This window comes from Polaromonas sp. P1_F4 (assembly GCF_056405675.1).
The window spans coordinates 460,401-482,405 of the sequence record NZ_JBFUBP010000002.1 but is presented as its reverse complement, the minus strand read 5'-3'; the positions used below and the strand labels follow the sequence as shown (position 1 = coordinate 482,405).

The 22,005-nt window shown below is 61.3% G+C and carries 20 protein-coding genes and 2 pseudogenes; 10 read left to right on the top strand and 12 right to left on the bottom strand.

The window, feature by feature from the left end; genetic code table 11:
* Positions 1–280 precede the first annotated feature (280 nt).
* A complete protein-coding gene (locus AC1DYQ_RS07235) occupies positions 281–820 on the bottom strand; it encodes an RBBP9/YdeN family alpha/beta hydrolase (RefSeq protein ID WP_477686208.1) in 540 nt (179 codons plus the stop codon).
* Positions 821–940: 120 nt separating this feature from the next.
* Between AC1DYQ_RS07235 and AC1DYQ_RS07230 the strand changes: the two genes are divergently transcribed.
* Positions 941–1,399 (top strand): Lrp/AsnC family transcriptional regulator, encoded by a 459-nt coding sequence (locus AC1DYQ_RS07230; protein ID WP_477655386.1) that lies wholly within the window; start codon positions 941–943, stop codon positions 1,397–1,399.
* A 578-nt stretch (positions 1,400–1,977) separates the two neighbouring features.
* Positions 1,978–2,220 (top strand): annotated as a pseudogene (locus tag AC1DYQ_RS07225) (IS21 family transposase); the annotation flags it as partial.
* Between the two features lie 143 nt (positions 2,221–2,363).
* Here the strand turns inward: AC1DYQ_RS07225 and AC1DYQ_RS07220 are convergent.
* Positions 2,364–3,026 (bottom strand): TetR/AcrR family transcriptional regulator, encoded by a 663-nt coding sequence (locus AC1DYQ_RS07220; RefSeq protein ID WP_477686207.1) that lies wholly within the window; start codon positions 3,024–3,026, stop codon positions 2,364–2,366.
* A 126-nt stretch (positions 3,027–3,152) separates the two neighbouring features.
* Here AC1DYQ_RS07220 and AC1DYQ_RS07215 point away from each other — a divergent pair, with 126 nt between their 5' ends.
* Together AC1DYQ_RS07215 and AC1DYQ_RS07210 are read left to right on the top strand one after the other, a co-directional pair.
* A complete protein-coding gene (locus tag AC1DYQ_RS07215) occupies positions 3,153–3,812 on the top strand; it encodes an O-methyltransferase (protein ID WP_477686206.1) in 660 nt (219 codons plus the stop codon).
* 136 nt (positions 3,813–3,948) lie between these two features.
* Positions 3,949–4,062: pseudogene (locus tag AC1DYQ_RS07210) on the top strand (XRE family transcriptional regulator); the annotation flags it as partial.
* 3 nt (positions 4,063–4,065) lie between these two features.
* On the opposite strand, the gene AC1DYQ_RS07205 reads toward AC1DYQ_RS07210, so the two are convergent.
* From AC1DYQ_RS07205 to AC1DYQ_RS07180, 6 genes are all read right to left on the bottom strand, one after another.
* A complete protein-coding gene (locus AC1DYQ_RS07205) occupies positions 4,066–4,485 on the bottom strand; it encodes an ester cyclase (RefSeq protein ID WP_477686205.1) in 420 nt (139 codons plus the stop codon).
* Positions 4,486–4,594: 109 nt separating this feature from the next.
* On the bottom strand, positions 4,595–5,917 hold the full coding sequence (gene fahA / locus AC1DYQ_RS07200; RefSeq protein ID WP_477686204.1) for a fumarylacetoacetase: 1,323 nt from the start codon (positions 5,915–5,917) through the stop codon (positions 4,595–4,597).
* Positions 5,918–5,926: 9 nt separating this feature from the next.
* Positions 5,927–6,733 (bottom strand): cyclase family protein, encoded by an 807-nt coding sequence (locus AC1DYQ_RS07195; protein WP_477686203.1) that lies wholly within the window; start codon positions 6,731–6,733, stop codon positions 5,927–5,929.
* Positions 6,734–6,781: 48 nt separating this feature from the next.
* The gene (locus AC1DYQ_RS07190; RefSeq protein ID WP_477686202.1) at positions 6,782–7,765 is read right to left on the bottom strand and encodes a tripartite tricarboxylate transporter substrate-binding protein; all 984 of its coding nucleotides are present in this window, start codon (positions 7,763–7,765) and stop codon (positions 6,782–6,784) included.
* A 22-nt stretch (positions 7,766–7,787) separates the two neighbouring features.
* Positions 7,788–8,876, bottom strand: a complete 1,089-nt coding sequence (locus AC1DYQ_RS07185; RefSeq protein ID WP_477686201.1) for a porin — start codon at positions 8,874–8,876, stop codon at positions 7,788–7,790.
* 188 nt (positions 8,877–9,064) lie between these two features.
* Positions 9,065–9,760, bottom strand: coding sequence for a TetR/AcrR family transcriptional regulator (locus tag AC1DYQ_RS07180; RefSeq protein ID WP_477686200.1), 696 nt, complete (start codon positions 9,758–9,760; stop codon positions 9,065–9,067).
* Between the two features lie 541 nt (positions 9,761–10,301).
* Here AC1DYQ_RS07180 and AC1DYQ_RS07175 point away from each other — a divergent pair.
* Entirely contained in the window at positions 10,302–11,012 is a 711-nt protein-coding gene (locus AC1DYQ_RS07175) for an enoyl-CoA hydratase/isomerase family protein (protein WP_477686199.1), read from the top strand.
* A 100-nt stretch (positions 11,013–11,112) separates the two neighbouring features.
* On the opposite strand, the gene AC1DYQ_RS07170 is transcribed toward AC1DYQ_RS07175, so the two are convergent.
* Positions 11,113–12,819, bottom strand: coding sequence for an acyl-CoA dehydrogenase family protein (locus AC1DYQ_RS07170; protein ID WP_477686198.1), 1,707 nt, complete (start codon positions 12,817–12,819; stop codon positions 11,113–11,115).
* Between the two features lie 272 nt (positions 12,820–13,091).
* A complete protein-coding gene (locus tag AC1DYQ_RS07165) occupies positions 13,092–13,994 on the bottom strand; it encodes a LysR substrate-binding domain-containing protein (RefSeq protein ID WP_477670003.1) in 903 nt (300 codons plus the stop codon).
* An 86-nt stretch (positions 13,995–14,080) separates the two neighbouring features.
* Here AC1DYQ_RS07165 and AC1DYQ_RS07160 point away from each other — a divergent pair, with 86 nt between their 5' ends.
* From AC1DYQ_RS07160 to AC1DYQ_RS07140, 5 genes are read left to right on the top strand one after another with little or no spacing between them, the layout of a single operon-like run.
* Positions 14,081–15,076 (top strand): Bug family tripartite tricarboxylate transporter substrate binding protein, encoded by a 996-nt coding sequence (locus AC1DYQ_RS07160; protein WP_477686197.1) that lies wholly within the window; start codon positions 14,081–14,083, stop codon positions 15,074–15,076.
* 34 nt (positions 15,077–15,110) lie between these two features.
* A complete protein-coding gene (locus AC1DYQ_RS07155) occupies positions 15,111–15,959 on the top strand; it encodes an HTD2 family dehydratase (protein WP_477686196.1) in 849 nt (282 codons plus the stop codon).
* A 9-nt stretch (positions 15,960–15,968) separates the two neighbouring features.
* Positions 15,969–17,150, top strand: a complete 1,182-nt coding sequence (locus AC1DYQ_RS07150; RefSeq protein WP_477686195.1) for a CaiB/BaiF CoA transferase family protein — start codon at positions 15,969–15,971, stop codon at positions 17,148–17,150.
* Positions 17,147–17,980 (top strand): HpcH/HpaI aldolase/citrate lyase family protein, encoded by an 834-nt coding sequence (locus AC1DYQ_RS07145; protein WP_477686194.1) that lies wholly within the window; start codon positions 17,147–17,149, stop codon positions 17,978–17,980. The genes AC1DYQ_RS07150 and AC1DYQ_RS07145 overlap by 4 nt, the downstream gene beginning before the upstream one ends.
* A 43-nt stretch (positions 17,981–18,023) precedes the next feature.
* Complete coding sequence (locus tag AC1DYQ_RS07140) at positions 18,024–19,400, top strand: class-II fumarase/aspartase family protein (RefSeq protein WP_477686193.1); 1,377 nt, start codon at positions 18,024–18,026, stop codon at positions 19,398–19,400.
* 59 nt (positions 19,401–19,459) lie between these two features.
* Here the strand turns inward: AC1DYQ_RS07140 and AC1DYQ_RS07135 are convergent, their stop codons facing one another.
* Both AC1DYQ_RS07135 and AC1DYQ_RS07130 read right to left on the bottom strand, forming a co-directional pair.
* Positions 19,460–21,325, bottom strand: a complete 1,866-nt coding sequence (locus tag AC1DYQ_RS07135) for a sensor histidine kinase (RefSeq protein ID WP_477686192.1) — start codon at positions 21,323–21,325, stop codon at positions 19,460–19,462.
* Positions 21,326–21,970: a response regulator gene (locus AC1DYQ_RS07130; protein ID WP_477686191.1), complete on the bottom strand. Its 645-nt coding sequence runs from the start codon at positions 21,968–21,970 to the stop codon at positions 21,326–21,328.
* Positions 21,971–22,005: the final 35 nt, after the last annotated feature.

The window sequence follows — 22,005 nt, the reverse complement described above, 5'->3', positions numbered from 1 at the left end:
GGATTTTCGTCTTTGTTTGATCCATTTTTTCATCGAGCGCTGAGCCACCGGTGATGCCTTTTTCGCAGGACTGGTCGATCCAAATTTCGGGTTTGACGGGGTCAAGCGACTGCGAAAAGGGTGGGTCACACCGATGCGAAACTTAACACGTTCCCGGACAGATGGCGCATTTCCCAGCTTGTCTTCAAGCTCAAGTTCATCGAGGGCAACCTGGAACTTGAGAAGTCGGCGCCGCTGTAAGAACAACGCCCAACCCTTCCATCGAGCGGACGGTCAGACTTCAGCGCAATTCAACAGCGAACCGCTCAAGCAACTTGCTTCCGACAGGCCAGTCGCCAAGACCGCTTTCGGAATTCAAGTGCCCGCCCGATTCAACTTCGAAATAGTTGCTTCCCCAGGCCTTCGAACAGGCGTTTGCGTACGACGTTCTTCCATAAGGATCATTCGTGCTTGCAACAACCGTACTGGGGAAAGGCAACTTCTTCAATGGCACGGGTGAGAAGCCGACCGCTGATACAGGGAAAACTTGTGAGGTGGGATCAGGCACGGCTACCAGTAGCGCACCCCTGATCTTTTTTCCTTCTCGTGCAGCCCAGTGAATGACTGCCAGGCAGCCCAGACTATGGGCCACGACGAGGGTGTCGGGCCCAAGGGACGCAACCTGCCGGCTGATGGCCGCAACCCAGTCATCGCAAACAACGTGATCCCAGTCTTTGACTTGTAGTCGATGCCACTCAGGTCCCTTTTCCTGCCAGAGACTCTGCCAGTGTGAGGGGCCGGAATTCCCAATCCCGGGAACGATCAGAACAGGAGACGTCATTTTTCAAGCACCTCTATAAAAGCACTCAGTTTAAAAATGAATGAGATATGTCGCCATAGATAATCCAAGGAAATGAATACCTCAATTGTTCAAACCATTTGAATTTTTACCCTCATGCCAATGAAACCAAAGCAGGCAGATCTCGACAAGCTGGACTGGAAGATCCTTGAGGCGTTGCAGCTCAATGCGCGCATCACGAACACCGAACTCGGCATGCAGGTCGGACTGTCGCAGCCGGCCGTCACTGCTCGCATTCGGCGTCTTGAGGAGGCTGGAGTGATTGAAGGATATTCCGCGAGGATCAACCTGCGCCTGTCGGGATATCCGACCTCCGCCGTAATCCGCATACGTACCACGCACGCTCAAATACCGGTCTGCTTGAAGGCTTTTGCGGCCATGCCGGAGGTGATTGATGCGCACCGCATTACGGGGGAAGACTGTTTCGTCGTGCGGGTGGTGGCCTCGGAAATGCAGGAACTGGAACAAACGATTGACGCACTCGCGGCCCTTGGCGCCGTGTCCACGGCCGTCGTGCTTGCGAGCTATCCAATGAAGATAGTTCGGGCTCCCAAGGTTTGATTCGAATAAAAATAGGAGGGGAAAGCGCGTGATACCCCTCGATCCGAACGTTAGCGATCTGCCCTCTTAACTGGGCGCACTGTCCGGGCGCCAACGGCATTGAGCAGGTGTAACGTCAAAGGCTAACGTCTCAGAGCACTTCTGCGCAAAACGCCCAGTGCATTCGTTGCAGCGACGCAGGTAGCCGATCCCTGAATCGCGGAATCGAAGATTTCCGTTAGCTTGGCTTCAGCACCAGGGTTGTGTGATCGACCGAGTGCGGCCACAGCCGCCAGGGCCATGGCACTGCCGGGAATCGAACCGTTGTAGATGCGCAGAAGCTTCACCATGAGTACACCATACCCTTATCCACGCCGAACATCACTCTATGTTCAAGCCCGTTGGCGTAGGACAGGACAGACAAAGTGAGCGTTCGAAGCCGTTTGATGCAATTCCATCACATGTCTCCACACTAGCGTGACTTAAATGACGATGTTGAATTCCGTCGAAATCTGACCCACTTAGCGCAGTAATTTCCATCCAAAACTGACCCACGTAGGCACTACTCTGCTTGTTTTAAAAGCAGAGGGAAATTAGGAGTGATAGACGTGGCGACATTGAATGTCATCAGGCGTTGGGCATTGAGGGGTCAGATGTCCATCCGCGAGATCTCAAGGCGTACAGGCCTGGCTCGCAACACAATTAAAAAGCACCTGCGATCGGAAGAGAGCGAGCCCAAGTACCCAAGGCGGGTCAGCTCAAGCAAGCGCTATCCCTACGCCGAGAAGCTGGCCACCTGGCTGGATATCGAGGCAACAAAATCGCGGAAACAGCGGCTCACTTGAGGCAGATCCACACAAGCTATCGGTTCAAAAACAGCTCTGCAAAGACTCAGCCAAAAAAGGAGAAAACCAAGAACTTATCCACATCGTGAGCACCTTCTGCTCACAAAGGGTGTGGGTCAAAATTCGATGGAAAACTCGGGTCAGACTTCAGTGCAATTCAACAGTTTCGACCCAGCGGCACGCAAATGCTTGAGGTAGGCGCAGAACATATCGGCCATTGCGTCCGCGTAGACTTTGATCTCTGCGTTTGTGCGACTGCTTTCCGAAAAATCCTTTCCGGCAGCGCTGAGAGTGGCGGTAATCAGGTCGCCGGCCAGTACACGAGTTACCTGCGGCGCCTTGGGCAGCGCTTCCCGCATGAAGGCTTGAATAATTCGGTCTCCCGACGCCTTCGCCGCGTGTGCTTCAGGTGCCTCGCGGTAGAGCGGTGCAGCGTCATTGAGCGCCACCCGCATTCCAGCCTCGTCACACTCCGATCGAATGAAGGCGTGAACCAGTGCCCGCAGCCTTTCAAGCGGCGCCTTCTGAACATCCTTCAGGATGCTGCGCAGCATATCTGTCGTCTGCTGCCACTCGTCGCTTTGCAGCCGGAATAGGATCGCCGCCTTATTTGGGAAGTACTGGTACACCGAGCCGACACTAACTCCGGCTTTTTCCGCGACGCGCGCTGTCGTGAATCGATGTGCTCCTTCCTTGGCCAGAACCTGAGTGGCCGCCTCCAGAATTGCAGCGACGAGTTCAGTCGAGCGGGCCTGCTTGGGCTGTTTTCTCGAGGAAATCTGAGGAATCTGGCGGTCAGTCATGGCGGCGTGGCGTGTCCAAAATAATGCGAATAGCGAATGCGAGGAATTAATCGTATTCTATGGATGCGACGAATTGATCGCATTTTATCGCGCGTTAAGTAACGCTTACCCAGATTGGACACTTCAATGATTGCAACACTTATCTCCCCTCCGCTCGCCCCGTTGTTGGACACGTTATTCGCGCAGGCCAATGCCGCCACCAGCCCGACAATGGCAGGCGTTTCGCGTGAAGAGCGAGAACGCCTGATGCAAAGCAAGACGGAATACTTGAGTTTGTATGGTCTTCTAAAAGATTTATGGCTTCCGGTCTCGCGCGAAACCGGCGCACTGCTTTATATGCTGGCGCGCAATGCCAATGCTGCAAACATCGTCGAATTCGGCACCTCATTCGGCATTTCAACTCTGCACCTGGCTGCGGCACTGCGTGACAACGGCGGCGGCAATCTGATCAGCACTGAATTCGAGCCCTCCAAAGTGGCGCGGGCGCGGGAACATCTTGCCGAGGGCGGCTTGGCCGACCTGGTGGAAATCCGCGAGGGCGATGCACTGAATACCCTCGCGACCGATCTGCCCGAAAACATTGATCTGCTGCTGCTCGACGGAGCCAAGGCGCTTTACGGCGACATTCTGGATCTGGTGGAGAGCCGCCTTTTGCCAGGTGCGCTGATCGTGGCCGACAACGCCGACCAGAGCCCGGACTACCTAACCCGAATGCGTTCGCCCGGCAGTGGCTACCTGTCCGTGGCGTTCGGCGAGGACGTGGAGTTGTCAATGCGGCTTGGCTAAGTCAACGTTCGCAGGGCCTCAGGAACCGGGTATTGAATTTCGTCGAAATCTGATCCACTTATCGCAGTAATTTCCATCCAAAACTGACCCACGTAGGCACTACTCTGCTTGTTTTAAAAGAAGGGGGAATTTAGGAGTGATAAACGTGGCGACATTGAATGTCATCAGGCGTTGGGCATTGAGGGATCAGATGTCCATCCGCGAGATCTCAAGGCGTACAGGCCGAAACTCGCTCCGGCAGCACTTGAGACGCTCAGTGCGACGGTACAGCACCGATTTGCTGTAACAAGCCAAGCATATCGGGCTGGCCGCGTTCTTCGACGAACTTACTATTGGAGAGCCGGTAGATGTTCATGGCCTGCACCACGATTTTCTTCCCTGTAGGTGAAACACCGAAGAACGTTCCTTGATGTGTGCCGCGCATAATGAACCGGGCGGCCACTTTGTCACCCTCGGCCACCATTTCTTCCAGGGTCCACTGGATGTCGGGGAACCCCCCACGCATCATTCCAATGATTGCGAGATAACCGGCCGGGCCTCGCATTGGCTCCGGACTTCCCGGCACATGAAAGATCGCGTTTGGCGAGATGAGTTCTTCAGCCAATGTTTCACTGGCGGTGTTGATGAACTCAACAAATCGCTGCATGGTGAGTTTGTTCGCTTCTGATGTCACGGTAATGCTCCTCTATCGACGCTACTGGTGGTTCAAAGTCGTAAGCGCTTGTGCCGCCCAACGTACTGTATACCGCAAGGTTGAATTCCGTCGCACTTTGATCTATGACCTAATTGAGCAACGCGGGAAGCACCTCGCCGCGGCACTCACCAAAGCCAATGCTTGCAGCGCCAGGTTTCTCGCACCAACCGCGCAGGGTGACGACATCGCCATCGTGCAGAAAGGCGCGTTGCTCTCCGTTGCCGAGGGTCAGGGGGGCCAGTCCGCCCTTGGTCATCTCGATGATGGCGCCTTCCTCGCCATGTGCCGGGCCCGAGATGGTGCCGCTGCCCAGAAGGTCACCGCTTTGGAGGTTGCAGCCGCCCATGCTGTGTTGCGCGACCATCTGGGCGAAAGTCCAGTACTGGTGCTTGAAACTGGTGCGGGACACACGGGTGGGAGCCTGAGCCGCGGCGCGGTGCGGGCTGCTTTCGATCAGCACATCAAGTTGAATGTCGAGCACGCCGCCCGCGAGATTGGCAGGGCTGTTCAGATAAGCCAGAGGCTGAGGGTCACCTGCAGGACGGGAAAATGGCAACCTGAAAGGCGCCAGTGCCTCCATGCTCACAATCCATGGTGAGATGCTGGTGCAAAAATTCTTTCCCAGAAACGGGCCGAGCGGCGCCATTTCCCAGAACTGAATATCACGGGCAGACCAGTCGTTGAGCAGGCAGACGCCGAAGATGTGTTCTTCGGCCTGCGCGATCGGGATAGGCTCGCCCATGGCGTTGCCCGGGCCGATAAAGATTCCAAGTTCCAGTTCGTAATCGAGCCTGCCGCAAGGAGCGTATATCGGCTCGGTTGCGCCCGGCGGCATCATCTGCCCCATGGGGCGGCGAAACGGCGTACCACTGATGACCACGCTTGAGGCGCGTCCGTGATACGCGATTGGCAGCCATTGGAAGTTGGGCGTGAGCGGATCACTGTCCGGCCGGGCAATGCGACCCACATTGCGCGCATGGTGAATGGATGTGTAGAAGTCCGTGTAATCTGCAATACGCGATGGCACCCGGTACTCCACCATAGCCTGGGACACGAGGCAGGCGCGTATGGCCTCCTGCTGCGGGGCGGTCGCATTTTCGCGCAGCAAGGCAAACAAGGCGTGGCGCAAACTGCGCCATGCGCCTGGGCCGAGTGCCATGAAATCGTTGAGCACGGGCAAGGTACAAGCCTGGCATCCCTGCAGGGCCAAACCGTGCAGCACACCGCTGCGGCTCAACGCCGCGAGATCCACGACTTGCCCGCCGATGGCCACTCCGCCGCGATAGGCTTCTGCGCTGCCCTGTCGGCGAAAAACCGCATAGGGCAGGTTTTGGATAGGAAAATCCGTGTGGCCGTTGGCCTCTTCAAGCCAGCTTTGGGTAGTTAGTGCGTGGGTGTGGTTCAGGTCCATGGCAATGCCTCAGACGGTAGCCATCAAGGCATCGTCAAAAATTGCCACCGCGCGGGTCCACCCTGCCGAGGCGCCACGAATTTTGTGTGGAAAGCAGCTGATAAAGAATCCATCTGAAGGCAGGACTTCCAGGTTGTGCAGCTTCTCCAGATGGCAATAGCCGATATCCCGGCCAGCCTTGTGGCCCTCCCAAATCAGTGACGCATCTTTGGTCTCGCCGTACTTCTTTGCCGTGTGCACAAAGGGCGCGTCCCAACTCCACGCGTCGGTGCCGGTCAGGCGGATGCCGCGCTCGAGCAGATACATGGTGGCTTCATAACCCATTCCAACGCCCGCGGCGACGTAGTCCTGTTGGCCGTAGCGGGATCCGGCCCGGGTGTTCACCACGACAATCTCCAGCGGCTTGAGCGTGTGCCGAATGCGTGCGAGCTCTGATTCAACATCGTTTGCCGTCACCACATACCCATCAGGCCTGTCGCGAAAGTCGAGTTTCACGCCGGGTTGAAAGCACCACTCCAGTGGCACGTCGTGAATGGCAATCGCGGGTTTTTTCCCATCCAGCGCCTGGTCCATGGTGGAGTGGAAGTGGTAGGGCGCATCCAGGTGAGTACCGTTGTGCGTGGAAAGCTGCACCAGTTCAACGGCCCAGCCTTCCCCTTCCGGCAGGTCCTCTTTTTTCAGGCCCGGGAAGAAAGGCGCGATCTGCTCATAGGTGTTGTTATGCGTGAAATAGGTGATCCGCGGCTCCAGGCCGGGCGGATCAGAGGCGACATCGTTTTCGAGGTAAATGGACAGGTCAACAAACTTTCTTGGCATGGGAAGCTCCGTGGGGTATCAGGGGCACGCCGTGCGGCGCTGCGAGGGTCAGGACTCGGCGGTGAAGCCTGTTTGCTTGATCAATCGCCGCCATTCCTGGGTGTCCGCGTGGAGCAGTTCGGCCAATGCAGGTGCGGTGGAGGATTCAACTTCCAGCCCGAATTGCCTGCCGTAAGCCACCAGGTCGGCTTGCGCCAATACAGGTTGCAGATAAGCGGCGGCACGGCGCGCGACATCAGGACTGGCTTTGCCGGGAAGGAAGAAGCCGTACCATTCGCGCACCGTCAAGGGGTGGCCGAGTTCACGCAGCGAGGGTATCTCGGGCAGAAAGGGTGAGCGCGTTTTTCCCGAGATCGCCAGTACACGCAGCTTGCCGGTTTTGATGTAGGGGAGGTAGTCGCCGATCGGGCCCACGAATGATGAAATTTGCCCACCCAGCAAATCCTGCACACCCGGTACCGAGCCGCGGTAGGGAATGTGCCGGAGATCCACGCCGGCGACTTTCCCCAGCAGGATACCGATCAAGTGCGGCATGGAGCCGGCACCGGGACTTCCGAAATTCGCCTTGATATCGTTGGCCTTGGCCCAGGCAATGAAATCCTTGAGTGTCTTGACGCTGTCGGGCACGGCCGGCCCCACCGCAAGCCCGTGGTTGATATAGGCTCCTACCGAGACGGGGGATACGTCCTCAACGGTGTATTGCAGCTTGGGATAAGTGAATGGATAGATCGAAAGCATGGACGAAGGCGTAAGCAGCAGCGTGCTGCCGTCGGGGTTGGCTTCCTTGAGTGTGAGAACGCCGATCTGTCCGGCGGCGCCTGGCTTGTTTTCCACCAACACGGTGGCAGCGTAGTTGCCTCTCAGTTTGTCGGCCACTCGCCGGGCCAGCACGTCCAGCGTGCCGCCCGGAGGAAAGCCGGTAATGATTTTGGCCAGGTTCAGTGAGGAGGCCTGGGCGCGGCCAATTTGTGGAAAGGCGGCGGCGCTTATGGCGCCTGCGGCGAGTTGGGTGAAGTCGCGTCGGGTGAACATGATGTGGCTCCTGTGTCGATGCCTAGAAACGGTGGCGAATGCCGACGCCGTACGAGTTGCCTGAAGCATTTCCGGTGAACCTGTCGTTCATCACAATGGCATAAACGTCGGTGCGCTTGGAGAGGTTGTAGTCGTAACCCACGCTGGTGGTGGTGCGCGTCACGGCCGCTCCGGTGTCAGGTGTTTGCTTGCTGTGGGCCGTTTGAAACAGCACGCTGCCTGCACCGACGGGAATGTTTGCTCCAAGATGCCAGGTTCGGATGCTGTCGTCCACGATGGCAGCATAGTCCCGTTTGGTGTCGAGATAGCCGGCACTGATGCGTCCGAAGGGGAAAGCATAGGCGCCCGACGCATGCCAGGTGCGTTGCTTGGCCAGAACCGCGGCGGCAGGGCCCGACGGCGGGACGGAGGCATTGCCTATCTGTTCCGTGGCCAGGCCAAGAGTCAAGGGGCCGTTGGCATAAAACGCACTGAGGCCCGCGCGGTTGCCGACGCCTGCGACTTCACTGGGGGCCCATTGCGCCATCACAGTGACGCCTCCAAGATTGGGACTGATGTAGCCGATGGCGTTGTTCCAGGTGCTGTCGGTGGTGCCCAGGGCGCCGGTCAAGGAACGGCTTGTCGGCGGTGCGCCGGGCGTCATGAACTGGCTTCCTTGCGCGACTGCCGCAACCCATGTCTGAACAAAAGTCGGACCAAACGTGGAGGAGTCACCGAAAGAGTTGGTTCGTATGAAGTTGAGGAAATTACCCGTGGTTTGCCGCCCCAGGCGCAAAGTGCCGAAGCCGCCGCTCAGGCCGACATAGCTGTTGCGCGCAAATAGCGGGTCACCTGTGGCGCGACCTGATTCCCCGGTATCCACCCGCAGGAACATACCTAGGACGAACTCGGCCTTCAAGCCTCCGCCCAGATCTTCGACGCCTTGAAAAGTAAGTTGTGATGTCGTCAAGCCACCGCTATCGACCCGCGTCGATCGCGGACTTCCGCTGAGTTGGCGACTGCCCGCGTAAGAGTCCAGCACGCCTGTCACCGTGACGTTGCTTTGTGCCCGGGCAATCTGCGTTCCCAGTAGCACGGTCGCCGTGGCGGCGAAAAGAAAAATTGTCTTCATGTTGTCTCGCTCCATTTTTTTAGGGTGTGTTGATCCACCGGTCGTCAAAGCCAGCTTTGGCCGTCCGGAGGAATGTGTGGGAAAGGGAAGGACGCTGCGCTGCGCGGCGCAGGCCGGAAAACTCAGGGGGGACGCTTCAAATCAAGGCGAAACATGGCCAGAGATTCGTGAAGAGTGAAGGCGGCGATTTAATGGATCGGGGTGGCAAGCACGCCACGGATACCGCTGCTAATGAAGCGCACGATCAAAGGCTCCGCTTCGGGTGCGCAGGCCGCGAACTCACCGCGGGACAGGCCTTCGATGCGCCTGTCGTTGACGTGATGCAGCAAAGAGCCCAGCGCAAACTGGTAGCAGCATGCCGCTGCGCCTCGCGTGGCACCCGGCATGGCGGCGGTAAACGCGTCAATGAAGGCATGAGCCAGCGGATCAAACATGTCCCGGATCAGGGCCTCGTCCTCCTTGAGCTGCTCGACCATGCCGCGCTGGATGAGTCGCATGAAATTTCGCCCCTCGGGTTGCCGGGCCACCTGCAGCACAGGCAGCACGAATGCCTTGACGACTTCTTCCAGCAATTGCTCGCCCGGCGTGGTTTTCTGCGCCTGGGCCAGGGAGTCGAGCCGCTGCTGGATATACCCCGCCCGCTGGCGAAAGATCTCGTGATAGAGGTCCATCTTTGGACCGTAGTAGTAGCCCACCAGAGCGAACTGCACGCCGGCTTCATCGGCAATCTCGCGAATCGACACGCCATGAAAACCACGCTCTGCGAACAGGCGTTCAGCGGCCAACAAGATGTTGCGCTTGCGATCCGGCGTCAGCACGGCGGCGTCGGCTGAGTCTTCGCTGGAGCTGCGGGTGGGGCGATTGCTTGCACGGGGCTTGGTCATGTTGCTCGATCCAGAGATTTGGTAGGATGAAATATACATCCGTATAAATTACTTATACACTCGTATAAACCCTAGCAATCCCGCGGACGGCATCAGATATCGCGGTGCCCAACGCACGGTGACATTCAATGCCGCCGTGTTGTTGACTCCGTCGACATTCGACCCAGTTATGGAGTGAGCCCTCGGACTGGACCAGAGGGGTCATCAAAACTAAGCCGCGAGCCGAGCGAGTTGCGATTCGATCGTTTTGGGGAGTAACAATGAAGTGCCAGCTTGAAGTACAACTCGACTAACTGCTTGTGAAGGTGTTTACGACTTCAGCTTTACCGGTTGTTTTTTTAACGCCGCAAAACCGCATGAATCCTAGGTCCGTGTTTACGACTTTAATTGCGCGGAATAGCACTGCGAGGCTTGGTGGACGCTCACTTCAGGCAGCGAAGCCGCCGCTCCCTCGGGCTGATATGCGTACGGTCTGGCCAAAAAAACATTGGATCGGAAATTTATACGTTCGCTGATGGCTTCCCGGTTCAGAATCACACCCATGACAACTCCCAAGCTGCTGATCGAGTCCGTGGACGGCATCATGACCGTGTCCCTGAACCGCCCCGACAAGCTCAATGCCATTGACAACGAGCTTGCGCGTGCGCTTCTTGCCGCTATTGAGCTGGCCTCGCGCGACGATACCGTCCGGGTGCTCCTTCTGCGCGGCAACGGCCGGGCATTCTGCGCGGGGAGGGACGTCAGCAGTCCACCCACGGAAGACGATCTGGTATTGGTGCAGGGTGTGGCCAAAGCGCTCGTGTCTCTGTCCAAGCCGGTGGTTGCTTCGGTTCATGGCTGGACAGTCGGCGCCGGCTTCGAGTGGATGCTCAATGCGGACATTGTGGTCGCGGGAGAAAGCACCCGCTTCAAGCTGCCGGAGTCCTCCCTCGGGGTTTTTGTGACGGGTGGATTGACCGTCACCTTATCTGCCTATGCAGGCGTGGCGCGCGCCAAGGCGCTGATGCTACTGGGCGAGGAGTTCTCACCCGCGCAGGCGATGGCCTGGGGTCTTGTCTGGAAAGTGGTCCCCGACCAGGAACTCGAATCGGCTTCCCGACAAATTGGCGCCAGGCTGGCGTTGCTTCAGCCGGCGGTGGCAGCCAGCTTCAAACGGGTTCTCAACGACATCGGCCTTCGCCATTTCGACGAGGCCATCGCGCTCGAAAACGATGCGCAGCGCACCTTGGGTGGTCGCGGGGTTCAGAACTAGCAGGCTGCCCAAGGCGTGCGGAAGATCTGATCTCTCAACGCCCAGGGCATGCTGGGGTTGACCGTCGATCCGGTGTCGCCCCGTCCACATGAAAGGCCGGTCAATCCCGGCGCCTGATTTCATCTTCGATGATGCCCAGCCGCATATCGAACTCAGGCATCACCCAGCGCCGTAACGCTTCACCCGGGCCTTGCCAGCGCTCATGGCCCTGCGCGTCAGGCGTGTTGCAGATTCGCACCCAAGCCCAACCGAGCAGCGCCAGCGCCACCGCGCGCAGGTAGTCGCCAGCGACCCAATAGGGCAACTGGGGCGCCGCACCCGCGGCCTTGATCAATGCTGCGGTCGTCACCTCCAGGCGGACGAAACAGCTCAATACAGCCTTCTCGTTCGCGCGCCCGTCGTCCAGGCCCTCCTGCAGGACCTGGAACATCTGCCGCAACGTCTTGCCGCCGTCCGGTATCACCTTGCGGACCAGCAAGTCGATGGCCTGGATCTCGTTGGTGCCCTCATAGATCATGGTCACGCGTGAGTCGCGCACAGTCTGCTCGATTCCCCATTCGCGGATGTAGCCATGGCCACCGAAAACCTGCAGGCATTCGCTGGCGCCGTGGAAAGCCTGATCGGTGAAGGCAGCTTTCAACACGGGTGTGAGCAGGCTGCACCATTGCTGTGCCCTTTCACGACGGGCGGGGTCAGGGTGGTGCCTGGCGATGTCGAGCTCGAGTCCTGTCTGGTAAGCCAGCACGCGCCCTCCGTCGATCCAGGCCCGCTGCGTGTCCAGCAGGCGGCGCATCGCCGGGTGGCCGATGATGAAGTCGGCGGGCTCGGTGCTGGTGCGTGGTCCGGGCACGCGCATCTGCCTGCGCTCACGCGCATAGGCATCGGCCTTTTGCCATGCGGCGTCGAGCAGGCCGATGCCCTGCAGCGCCACGTGCAAACGCGCCGCGTTCATCATCACGAACATTGCGTTCAGGCCCTCGCCCGGCTGGCCAATCAGCCAGGCTGTCGCATCATCGAAGCGCATGGCGCAGGTGGGGTTGCCGTGCAGGCCCATCTTTTCTTCGATGCGATCGCAGTAGACATGGTTGCGGCTGCCGTCCGCCAGCAGCTTGGGGGCGAGCAACAGCGACAGGCCTTTGGGGCCGGCAGGTGCATCCGGCAGGCGCGCGAGGACGAGATGCAGGATGTTGCTGGTGAGATCGTGATCACCACCGGAAATGAAGATCTTGCTGCCGTTAACACGGTAGCTGCCGTCCGGCTTCGGCGTCGCGCGGGTGCGCACCAGTCCGAGATCGCTGCCGGCATGCGCTTCGGTAAGGCACATTGTGGCCAGCCATTCGCCGGAGGCCAGTTTCCCCAGGTAGGCCGCTTTCAGTTCGTCGCTGCCGTGATAGGCCAGGCACTCGTAAGCTCCGTGCAGGAGGCCGGGCGCCATGGTCCAGCCATGGTTGGCGGCACTCAGCCATTCGTACAGCGCGCCTTCCAGCACCCAGGGCAGGCCTTGCCCGCCGTGTTCGGGTGCGCAGGAAAGCGCGGGCCAACCGGCCTGCCAGAAGGCCTTGTAGGCCGATGCGAATCCCGGAGGCGTTGTGACCACGCCCGCATCGAAGCGGCAGCCGGGGTTGTCACCCGCCGCATTCAGCGGCGCCACAACCTCGGCGACGAACTTTGCCGCTTCCTCCAGAACCTGCCGCTGCAGGTCGTTGTCGGCATCGGCGAAGCACTCGATCGGTCGCAATTGGCCACCCGCGTCCAGCACGTCGAAAAGAATGAATTGCGTATCTTGCACAGCGGGTTTATAGGTCATACGCCCTTTCTACTGGTTGCTACGGAGCTGCAATAATAGTTATTCATAATAACCAAATTGGCAGACGAATGGCAACAGGCGCAGCCGATCCTTTCGGCTCGCGCCGCCGTGCTGGCTGCTCCTCGTTCGGGTGGAAGGCAGAGGTGGGCGCGGGAGTTGCTCCACTACCCATCGCTCGTGGCGCTCGAGTTTCATCACAACCTGTATAGAGCGGCAAATGCTGCCCCGCATTGGCGCCTGGCTTGCACCAGTGCCGGCCTCTGGCACCTGCCTTAGCGACGCTCTTTCAGCGCCGTGTGCAGGTAGTCGTAGAACATCTTTGCCGGTGCGCGCAGCGTCGTGCCACGCAAGGTGGTGAGGCCGAGGACACGCGACACCGCCGGGGCGACGAGCGCAACGCCGATGATCGACGGATGCCGTTTCGGCAAGGCCAGGCGCGGTACCGCCGCAAGCCCGAGCCCCGCTTCGACCATGCCGAGCAGCGTCGCGATGTGGCTCACCTCGAGACGGTATGAAGGGTTGATGCCCGCCTTGGCCAGCGCGTCGTCCAGCAGTTGCCGATTCCCGCTGGTACGCGATACCGCGATCAGGCGCTCGGTTTCCAGGTTCTTCCAGGACAGCGTCTTGCGGCCGGCGAGTGCATGGCGGCGCGGCATGGCCACCACGAAGGGGTCGGTGTGGATCGGCTCGAAGTCCACCCCGGGCACCTGGTTGCCCATGAAGCTGATGCCGAAGTCCGACTCGCCCGACACTACGCTGGCCATCACCGCGCCGGCGGCTTCGTCAATCACACGGACGCGGATCAGCGGGTAGCGTTCGGAGAAAGAGCTCACGACCGTGGGCAGGAAATGGATGGCCGCGGAAGGCACGCAGGCCACCGTGACCCGGCCGGTCCGGCTGCCGGCGATGTCGGTGATGCCGAGCATGGCGGACTCGAGGTCGTCCAGCGCGGCGCGTGCGCGATCAAGAAAAACGTGACCGAGGGCCGTCAGTTCGACCTCTCGCGTGGTGCGGTTGAAAAGCCGCGCGCCCAGGATGGTCTCGAGCTTGTCGATGCGCCGGCTTAAAGCGGGTGGGGAAAGATGGATATGGTCGGCTGCTGCGCGAAAGCTCCCGCGCTCGGCCACCGCCACGAAGGCTTCGAGTTGCTGTAAATCGAAATTGATGCGTGCCATGCACCAATACTAGCAAAAGTTGCACTTCACGGATTCCCTTCATTCGCCGAAGATCCGGCAACCAGAACATCCACAGGAGACAAACCATGCTGCCGAAACACCACGTCCGGACTTTGCTGATGCTGAGCTTGCTGCCACTGGCAGCCGGCTTCTCCATGGCGGCGACCAGTCCGGCGACGCCAAAAAATTGGCCCGAAAAAGCGATCACCATCGTGGTGCCGACCTCCGCCGGCGGCGCCAACGACGCGATGGCGCGCGTCCTGGCCCAGGGACTCAGCGCCCGGCTCGGCAAACCGGTCATCGTCGACAACCGGGCCGGGGCGAACGGCGCGATTGCCAGCGAGTTCGTGGCCCGCGCCGCGCCGGACGGCTACACCTTGATGTTCGGCTACATCGCTACCCACGGCATCAACCCGGCCTTGCAAAAGCTGCGCTACGACCCGGTCACCGATTTTGAACCCATCGGCATGGTGGCGGCATCTCCGACGGTGCTGGTCGCCAGCCCGGAAGTGCCGGCCAGGACCGCCAAAGAACTGGTGCAGCTCATCAAGGCCAAACCCGACAGCTTCAGCTTCGCGACGGCGGGGAACGGCACCGCACCGCATATCGCAGGCGAGCTGTTCAAGCTGTCCGCAGGGGTGGACGTGATCGGAATTCCCCACAAAGGCTCAGCGCCCGCCGTGATGAGCACTATCTCCGGCATCACGCAATACATGTTTCCCAGCTTGTTTACCGCGTACCCGCAAATCAAGGGCGGCAAGCTCAAGGCGCTCGGCATCGCCGGTGACAAGCGATCTCCCGTCTTGCCCGACGTTCCGACGCTGGCCGAGCAGGGAATTCCCAACGTCAGCATGTCGCAGTGGTACGCCATGTTCGCCCCCGCTAAAACTCCCAAGGTGGTGGTTGACCGGCTGAACCAGGAGATCAATCGCGTACTGGCCGAAAAAACCGTACAGAAATTCATTGAAGACCAGGGAGCCGAGGTTGAAACCAGCACGCCTGCGCAACTCAAAACCCTGGTGCAAAAGGAAGTCACGCGCTGGAAGGGCGTTGTGGCGACCGCAAAAATCAAGCTCGACTGAGTCGCGCAAGTTTCACTGAAAGGAGGGTACGCGCATGAACTTGCAAGACTGGACAGGCCGCAGCGAAACAGTGGAAGACACCGCCACCGCCACGCCGTACGCAGCGCTGTCGGCCACGCTCGACCGCGCCGACACCTCGCGCCCCGCGCCCGGCACGCCGTTGCCCTACCTCTGGCACTGGCTGTATTTCCTGCCGATCCACGCGCAATCGGAGATCGGCCCGGACGGCCATGCGCGGCGAGGCGGCTTCCTGCCGCCCGTTCCGCTGCCGCGCCGCATGTGGGCCGGCAGCGATTTCGAGTTCCACGAGCCGCTGTGTGTCGGCGACGCGCTCGCGCGCACCTCAACCATCGTTGATGTGACGGAAAAGAGCGGCCGCACCGGCAGCCTGGTTTTCGTGAAGGTGCGCCATGAACTTCGCCGCAACGGTTCTGCAGGCGTGGCGTTGACCGAGCACCACAACATCGTCTATCGCGCGGCGCCGACGCCGGCCGACGTGGCTCCGCCGCCGCAGGCAGCGCCCGCCGAATTCGCGTGGGTGCGCCGCATCGTCGCCGACGACGTGCTGCTGTTCCGCTATTCGGCCCTCACGTTCAACGGGCACCGCATTCACTACGACCGCAAGTACGTCACGGAGGTCGAGGGCTACCCGGGCCTCATCGTGCACGGCCCCTTGATCGCCACGCTGCTCATGGACTTGTTGCGCCGGCACATGCCCGACGCCACGGTGCGCAAATTTGAGTTCAAGGCGGTCCGGCCCACGTTCGACGTCAACCCGTTCTCGATCCACGGGCAGCCTTCAGCCGACGGCAAGAGCGTGCGGCTGTGGGGGCGTGACCACGAAGGCTGGCTCACGATGGATGCCACCGCCACGCTGGGCTGAGGAGACGCCATGCAACCACTCAAGGGAATCACCGTCGTCACGCTCGAACACGCCATCGCGGCGCCTTTCGCCACACGGCAGCTGGCCGACATGGGCGCGCGGGTCATCAAGGTTGAGCGCCCCGGTGTGGGCGATTTCGCGCGGGCCTACGACAGTCGCGTGCGGGGCCTTGCATCGCATTTCGTCTGGACCAACCGCTCCAAGGAAAGCCTGACGCTGGACGTCAAGCACGAGGAGGCGCAGAAGATCCTCATGCGCCTGATCATTGAAGAAGCCGACGTCGTGGTGCAAAACCTCGCGCCGGGCGCTGCAGCACGGCTCGGCCTGTCGTACGAAGCGTTGGCCAAGCGCAAGCCCGGCATCATCGTGTGCGACATCTCGGGGTACGGCGATGACGGCCCTTACCGCGACAAAAAAGCCTATGACCTGCTGATCCAGAGCGAGGCTGGCTTCGTCTCGGTAACCGGTACGCCCGACACACCGTCCAAGGCCGGTCCATCCATCGCCGACATCGCTGCCGGCATGTATGCGTACACCAACATCCTGGGCGCGCTCATGCACCGTCGGCAGACCGGTGAGGGTCAGCGCATCGACATCTCGATGCTCGAGTCGCTGTCGGAGTGGATGAGCTACCCGCTCTATTACGCCTTTGAAGGCGCGGCGCCGCCCCCGCGAACGGGTGCTAGCCACGCGACCATTTACCCCTATGGCCCGTTTCTGGCCGGTGACGGCAAGACCGTGATGATGGGCTTGCAGAACGAACGCGAGTGGAAGGTGTTTTGCGAAAAAGTGCTGCTGCGGCCCGCGCTTGCCAGTGACCCGCGTTTCGCCGGCAATGCACAGCGCAGCGCCGCCCGGAGCGAACTCTCGTCAATCATCGTTGAAGCCTTCAGCACCCTGACCGCCGCGCAAGTTGTCGAGCGGCTGGAAACCGCCGGTATCGCTAACGCGCAAGTCAACACCATGAGCGAGCTGTGGAAACATCCGCAACTCCAAGCTCGCGCGCGCTGGCGTGAAATCGATACCCCGGCCGGCGCCGTGCCCGCCATGCTGCCGCCCGGTTCCTGGCAACATGGCGCCCCGCGCATGGACGCCGTGCCCGCGCTGGGCCAACACACCGACGCGATCCTGAGCCACTTCGGCTACGGCACCGAACAGATTGCCCAGTTGCGCAAGGAAGGCGCGGTATGAGCATGTCACCCGTCGTGCCGCTGAGCTACCTGTTCGTGCCGGGCAACGTGCCGGAGCGATTCGCGAAGGCGCTGGCTTCGGGTGCGGACCGCGTCATCATCGACCTGGAAGACGCAGTCTCGCCCTCTGACAAGGCTGCCGCGCGCGAAGCCATCGCAGCGTGGATGCCCTCCGCCAACGAGGAGATTCGCGGCAAGCTGTTGATCCGCATCAACGACGCGAGCACGGGCTGGTACGTGGACGATCTGCAGCTCCTGCGGAAGGTTCGGGCAGTCTGCGTCATGCTTCCGAAATGCGAAAGCAGGCGGCAGGTGGCTGACGTTCTTGGTTCGCTCGATGCGGGTACCACCGTGTTGCCGCTGGTCGAAACAGCGCGTGGCCTGCTTGCCGCCTTCGACCTTGCCACCGCACCGGGCATCGCACGCCTGGCCTTCGGCTCGCTCGACTACATGGCTGACCTTGACATTCCCGCCGACAGCCCGGCGTTGCAGCACGCCGCGATCCAGCTTGCCATTGCCTCACGTGCCGCGGGTTTGCCCTCGCCCGTGGCTGGCGTCACGCCAGACATTGATGCGGACCGGGTTGCCGCCGACACGGCGCAGGCACGCTGCCTTGGCTTTGGCGCCAAGATGTGCATTCATCCCGCGCAGGTCGCCGCGGTGCATCGTGCGCTGCGGCCTGACGCCGAAGTGCTGGCTTGGGCGCAACGCATCCTGAGCGCCTCGCGCGCAGCCGGCGGCGGCGCCATCCAGCTCGACGGGAAGATGGTCGATCGCCCGGTTGTCCTCAAAGCCGAGCGCATCGTGGCCCTGGCTGCACGCACCCCCTGATTTTCACAAGATAAATAACCCAACATAACCCAACGGAGAACCTATGTCCGCAACCATCATCGACTCAAAAATTTTCGGCGACATGTTCAGCGATGCCGCCATGCGGCATGTCTGGTCGGACGAGAACCGCACCGCCAAATACCTGGACATCGAGCGCGCGCTCGCCAAGGTCCAGGGCGCCCTCGGCATCATTCCAAAAGAGGCGGCTGAAGAGATCGTGAAGAACTGCGAGACCAGCCAGATCGACTGGGTCAAGCTCAAGGCCAAGACCGAGCAGATCGGCTACCCGATCATCGCCGTGGTCAACCAGATCAACGCGCATTGCAAGGATGGCCTGGGCGAATACTGCCACTGGGGCGCCACCACGCAGGACATCACCGACACGGCCGCCGTGCTGCAGATACGCGAGGGCCTCGCGCTGGTCGAGGCCGACCTCGCGGACATCTCGGCCTCGCTCGCCAAACTGGCGCGCGCCCACCGCGACACGCCGATCATCGGCCGCAGCAACCTGCAGCAGGCGACGCCCATCACCTTCGGCTACAAGATGGCCAGCATCCTTGCAGGCATCGAACGCCACCGCGAGCGCCTCACGCAGCTCAAGCCGCGGGTGCTGGTCGGCGAGTTCGGCGGCGCGTCGGGCACGCTGTCCTCGCTTGAAAAAGGCGCGATGGAAACCCAGGCCGGCCTCATGAAGGAACTCGGCCTCGGGCAGCCATTGATTTCGTGGCACACCGTGCGCGACAACTTCGCCGAAGTCGGCGCCTTCCTCGGCATCGTCGGTGGATCGCTCGGAAAGATCGCGATGGATGTGAAGCTGTTGATGCAGACCGAGGTCGCCGAAGTGTTTGAGCCTTTCGCGCCAGGGCGCGGCTCCTCGTCAACCATGCCGCAAAAGCGCAACCCGATCTCCTGCCTCTACATCCATGCCAACATCTCCGTGGTACGCCAGCTGGCCGCGTCGCTGATGGACGCGATGGTCGCCGACCATGAACGCTCCACCGGCCCGTGGGAAATCGAATGGGTGGCGATGCCCGAGATTTTCTGCCTGATCTCGGGCGCGCTCAAGCAGACGAAGTTCATCCTCGCGGGTCTGGAAGTCGATGCCGCGCAGATGCGCCGCAACATCGACATGACCCACGGCCTCGTGATGTCGGAGGCCGTGATGATGGGCCTGGGCCCCTACATCGGGCGTGAATACGCTCATGACCTTGTCTACGACATCTGCCGCGACGCGCTCCAGCAAAAGCGGCCGCTGATCGATTTGCTGGCGGAGCATCCCGAAATCAAGAAGCACGTGACACGGGAGCAGCTGGCCTCGTTCTGCGATCCGATGAATAACCTGGGCCAGGCAGGCGTGATGGTCGACCGCGTGCTCGCGTCGGTCAAGGTGCCGGACTCGCAGCCCACAAGAGTGTCGTAAAAAGAGGGTGGCTCAAGCTTCGTACCAAAGTTTTGTGTATGCGGTTGAAGGGTGCCGTCTCAACGTCTTAACGGAAGCTCCAGCGTCACGCAGGTTCCATGTGTGCCACTGGAAATGCGGACCTGGCCCGCCAGTTTTTGTGCGCGCATTCGCATCGCGGCCAGGCCGCGTTGGGTCTTGCCGGGTGCGGGAACGGCGTGCGTGTCGAAGCCGCAGCCGTCATCTGTGACGGACAGCTCCAGGGTGCTGGCGGTGTCACGTGCGCGAACGGTGATGGTCCTGGCCGCGCCATGGCGCACTGCATTGTTGATGGCCTCCTGGAGCGTGCGCAGGATGGAAAGGCCTGTCTCGGGTGTCAGGTAGTCCATCTCCGGCAACGGCCCCACTTGCCACTGCAAACCAACCCCGATGGCGTTGAGCCGCGGCTCCAGACGATAACGCAAGTTGGCCAGCAGGGGCAGCAGGTCGCTTTCCTCAAGGTCCAGCGAATCGATGATGAGCCGCATGTCTTCCAGGGAGTCTTCGATCACGCGCGCGACCTCCTCTCGCGGCACTTCGTCGCGGCGGGTCATCCGCAGCGCGGTGATCAGCTGGCTGCCCATGCCGTCGTGCAGGTCGTGCAGCAGCCGGGTACGCTCGGCGGCGATCACGGCCTGGCGCTCCTCGGCCTTGCGGCGGTCGAATTCCGCGCGCATTTCTTCCAGGGCCTGCCCGTGCGCTGTGCTGACGCCGGCGACCGCAAGGTTGATCTCTTCTTCGGCGCTGGCCCTGTGCAGCGCCAGGCCCTCGAGCGTGCGTGCGACCAGGGTAGCCAGCACCAGTAGTGCGGCCACTGGGGCCATGAAGAAGCTGTCGAAGGCGTTCAGGTCGGCGGGAATGGCCAGGTCCTGCAGCACCGCGGCCCACCAGAGGACCAGCGTCAGGGCCAGGAACACCTCGTTGCGCCGGCGTGTGCGCCAGGCCCTGTGAACCTGGGCCAGCACCACGGCGATGGTCAGGGCGAAATAAGGCCAGTGCAGTACGGCCGCGACGTTGGGCCGCATGTCGCCCTTCAGGTAGGCGGCGACGCCCGCTGCGAAAGACAGCGCGATGACCCCGTAGAGCACTTTGAGGTAGCGCTTCCAGGGCGGGCTGGTCCAGTGGCTGTACTCCAGCAGCAGCATGATCATGAGCGTGTTGGACACCAGGGTGCTGGCCAGCGCGAACAGCAGGGATTCGGGGCCGGGCGGCCCGGCTTCAGGCGCCAGCATCACCAGTGCCCGCGGCATCCAGCTCAGGCACAGCAGCACGAACAGCAGGTGGATGTAGCGGCGCGTCTTGAACCACAGCGGGATGGCGCCGAACAGGCAGATCGGCACCGCGAACATCAGCATTGTGGGGGCAATGCTTTGCAGGAAACGGCGCACCTGGAAGGCCGGCCCCACGGCCGCAGTGGTTCCCAGGCTCATGCGCGAAAGTCCGCCGCGGGTGTCGGCGCTGCCGCTGACGCGTACCTGCAGCAGGTTGCCTGAGGGTTTGAGTACGTGGCCTCCGAGGGGCACCCACAGCGCGCGGTTGCGGGTAAATCCGTTGCCCGTGCCAAGGTCCAGCCGTTCGCCGTTGAGCCAGAACTCGCCCAGGTCAGCCACACGCGGCACGACGAGCACAAGTTCATGCTCCGGGCCGGTAGCGCCGGCGGCCTTCAGAGGGGCGTCGAGCGCGATCGAATACCAGGCGACGCCGTCAAAACCAGGGCGGCTGCGGCGCCAGTTGTCGGGCAGCGTGACGGGCGAAGCCTTGCTGAAATCGACTTCGGCGGGGCGCCCTGCGTCTACAGTTACGACCACCGCCCGTTCCAGGGTGGCCGCCGTGGCGCTCCAGGACGGCGCCGCCAGCATCAGCGTGGTGCAGGCGCATAGCGCGGCCCATATGCCCTGCAATCGCATTCAGATCAGTCCCCGGGCACGCGCCTGGTTCACGGCTTCGACGCGCGAGTGCACGGCCAGCTTGCCGTAAATGCTCTTGATATGGGCGGCTACGGTAGACGGCGCGACGTCGAGGTGCCGCGCTGTTTCGGGTACCGAAAGACCCTGCGAGATGGCTGTCAGCACATCTTTTTCGCGAGGCGTCAGCGGCTCCATCAGCCAGCGCTGTGCCCCTGTCCGCGGCGCGGCGAAGCTGCGCAGGAGATAGCGCGCCACCTGCGGCGAAAGCGGGGCAGCGCCTTCGCTCACGGCGCGGATCGCACGGCCGAATTCCGCGGTCGGCGTGTCTTTGAGCAGGTAGCCGTGGGCGCCCGCCTGCAGGGCGCGCACCACATGGGCCTCGTCACCGAAGATGGTCACCACCAGGATGCTGGTGTGGCGCGAGCGGCGGGCCAGGTCGGCGATCAGTTCGGTGCCGTCGCCGTCGGGCAGGCCCAAATCAATCAGCGCAACGTCCGGCTGGGCAAATGAAAAGCTGCGCCGTGCCTCAGCGCAGGAACCCACCGCCTCCAGCAGCCTGAGGCCAACATCTTCACGCACCATGCGCGCGAATTCCTCACGAATTGGTGTGTCGTCTTCCACCAGGGTCACGGTCAGGATGGACATGGATGCGCTTGATTCCTTCGGTTGTTGGGTCGGCG

Excerpts from the sequence above, each read along its gene's own strand:
- AC1DYQ_RS07235 (WP_477686208.1), bottom strand. The coding sequence starts at position 820 with ATGACGTCTCCTGTTCTGATCGTTCCCGGGATTGGGAATTCCGGCCCC.
- AC1DYQ_RS07230 (WP_477655386.1), top strand. The coding sequence starts at position 941 with ATGAAACCAAAGCAGGCAGATCTCGACAAGCTGGACTGGAAGATCCTT.
- AC1DYQ_RS07220 (WP_477686207.1), bottom strand. The coding sequence starts at position 3,026 with ATGACTGACCGCCAGATTCCTCAGATTTCCTCGAGAAAACAGCCCAAG.
- AC1DYQ_RS07215 (WP_477686206.1), top strand. The coding sequence starts at position 3,153 with ATGATTGCAACACTTATCTCCCCTCCGCTCGCCCCGTTGTTGGACACG.
- fahA (WP_477686204.1), bottom strand. The coding sequence starts at position 5,917 with ATGGACCTGAACCACACCCACGCACTAACTACCCAAAGCTGGCTTGAA.
- AC1DYQ_RS07195 (WP_477686203.1), bottom strand. The coding sequence starts at position 6,733 with ATGCCAAGAAAGTTTGTTGACCTGTCCATTTACCTCGAAAACGATGTC.
- AC1DYQ_RS07190 (WP_477686202.1), bottom strand. The coding sequence starts at position 7,765 with ATGTTCACCCGACGCGACTTCACCCAACTCGCCGCAGGCGCCATAAGC.
- AC1DYQ_RS07185 (WP_477686201.1), bottom strand. The coding sequence starts at position 8,876 with ATGAAGACAATTTTTCTTTTCGCCGCCACGGCGACCGTGCTACTGGGA.
- AC1DYQ_RS07180 (WP_477686200.1), bottom strand. The coding sequence starts at position 9,760 with ATGACCAAGCCCCGTGCAAGCAATCGCCCCACCCGCAGCTCCAGCGAA.
- AC1DYQ_RS07175 (WP_477686199.1), top strand. The coding sequence starts at position 10,302 with ATGACAACTCCCAAGCTGCTGATCGAGTCCGTGGACGGCATCATGACC.
- AC1DYQ_RS07170 (WP_477686198.1), bottom strand. The coding sequence starts at position 12,819 with ATGACCTATAAACCCGCTGTGCAAGATACGCAATTCATTCTTTTCGAC.
- AC1DYQ_RS07165 (WP_477670003.1), bottom strand. The coding sequence starts at position 13,994 with ATGGCACGCATCAATTTCGATTTACAGCAACTCGAAGCCTTCGTGGCG.
- AC1DYQ_RS07160 (WP_477686197.1), top strand. The coding sequence starts at position 14,081 with ATGCTGCCGAAACACCACGTCCGGACTTTGCTGATGCTGAGCTTGCTG.
- AC1DYQ_RS07155 (WP_477686196.1), top strand. The coding sequence starts at position 15,111 with ATGAACTTGCAAGACTGGACAGGCCGCAGCGAAACAGTGGAAGACACC.
- AC1DYQ_RS07150 (WP_477686195.1), top strand. The coding sequence starts at position 15,969 with ATGCAACCACTCAAGGGAATCACCGTCGTCACGCTCGAACACGCCATC.
- AC1DYQ_RS07145 (WP_477686194.1), top strand. The coding sequence starts at position 17,147 with ATGAGCATGTCACCCGTCGTGCCGCTGAGCTACCTGTTCGTGCCGGGC.
- AC1DYQ_RS07140 (WP_477686193.1), top strand. The coding sequence starts at position 18,024 with ATGTCCGCAACCATCATCGACTCAAAAATTTTCGGCGACATGTTCAGC.
- AC1DYQ_RS07135 (WP_477686192.1), bottom strand. The coding sequence starts at position 21,325 with ATGCGATTGCAGGGCATATGGGCCGCGCTATGCGCCTGCACCACGCTG.
- AC1DYQ_RS07130 (WP_477686191.1), bottom strand. The coding sequence starts at position 21,970 with ATGTCCATCCTGACCGTGACCCTGGTGGAAGACGACACACCAATTCGT.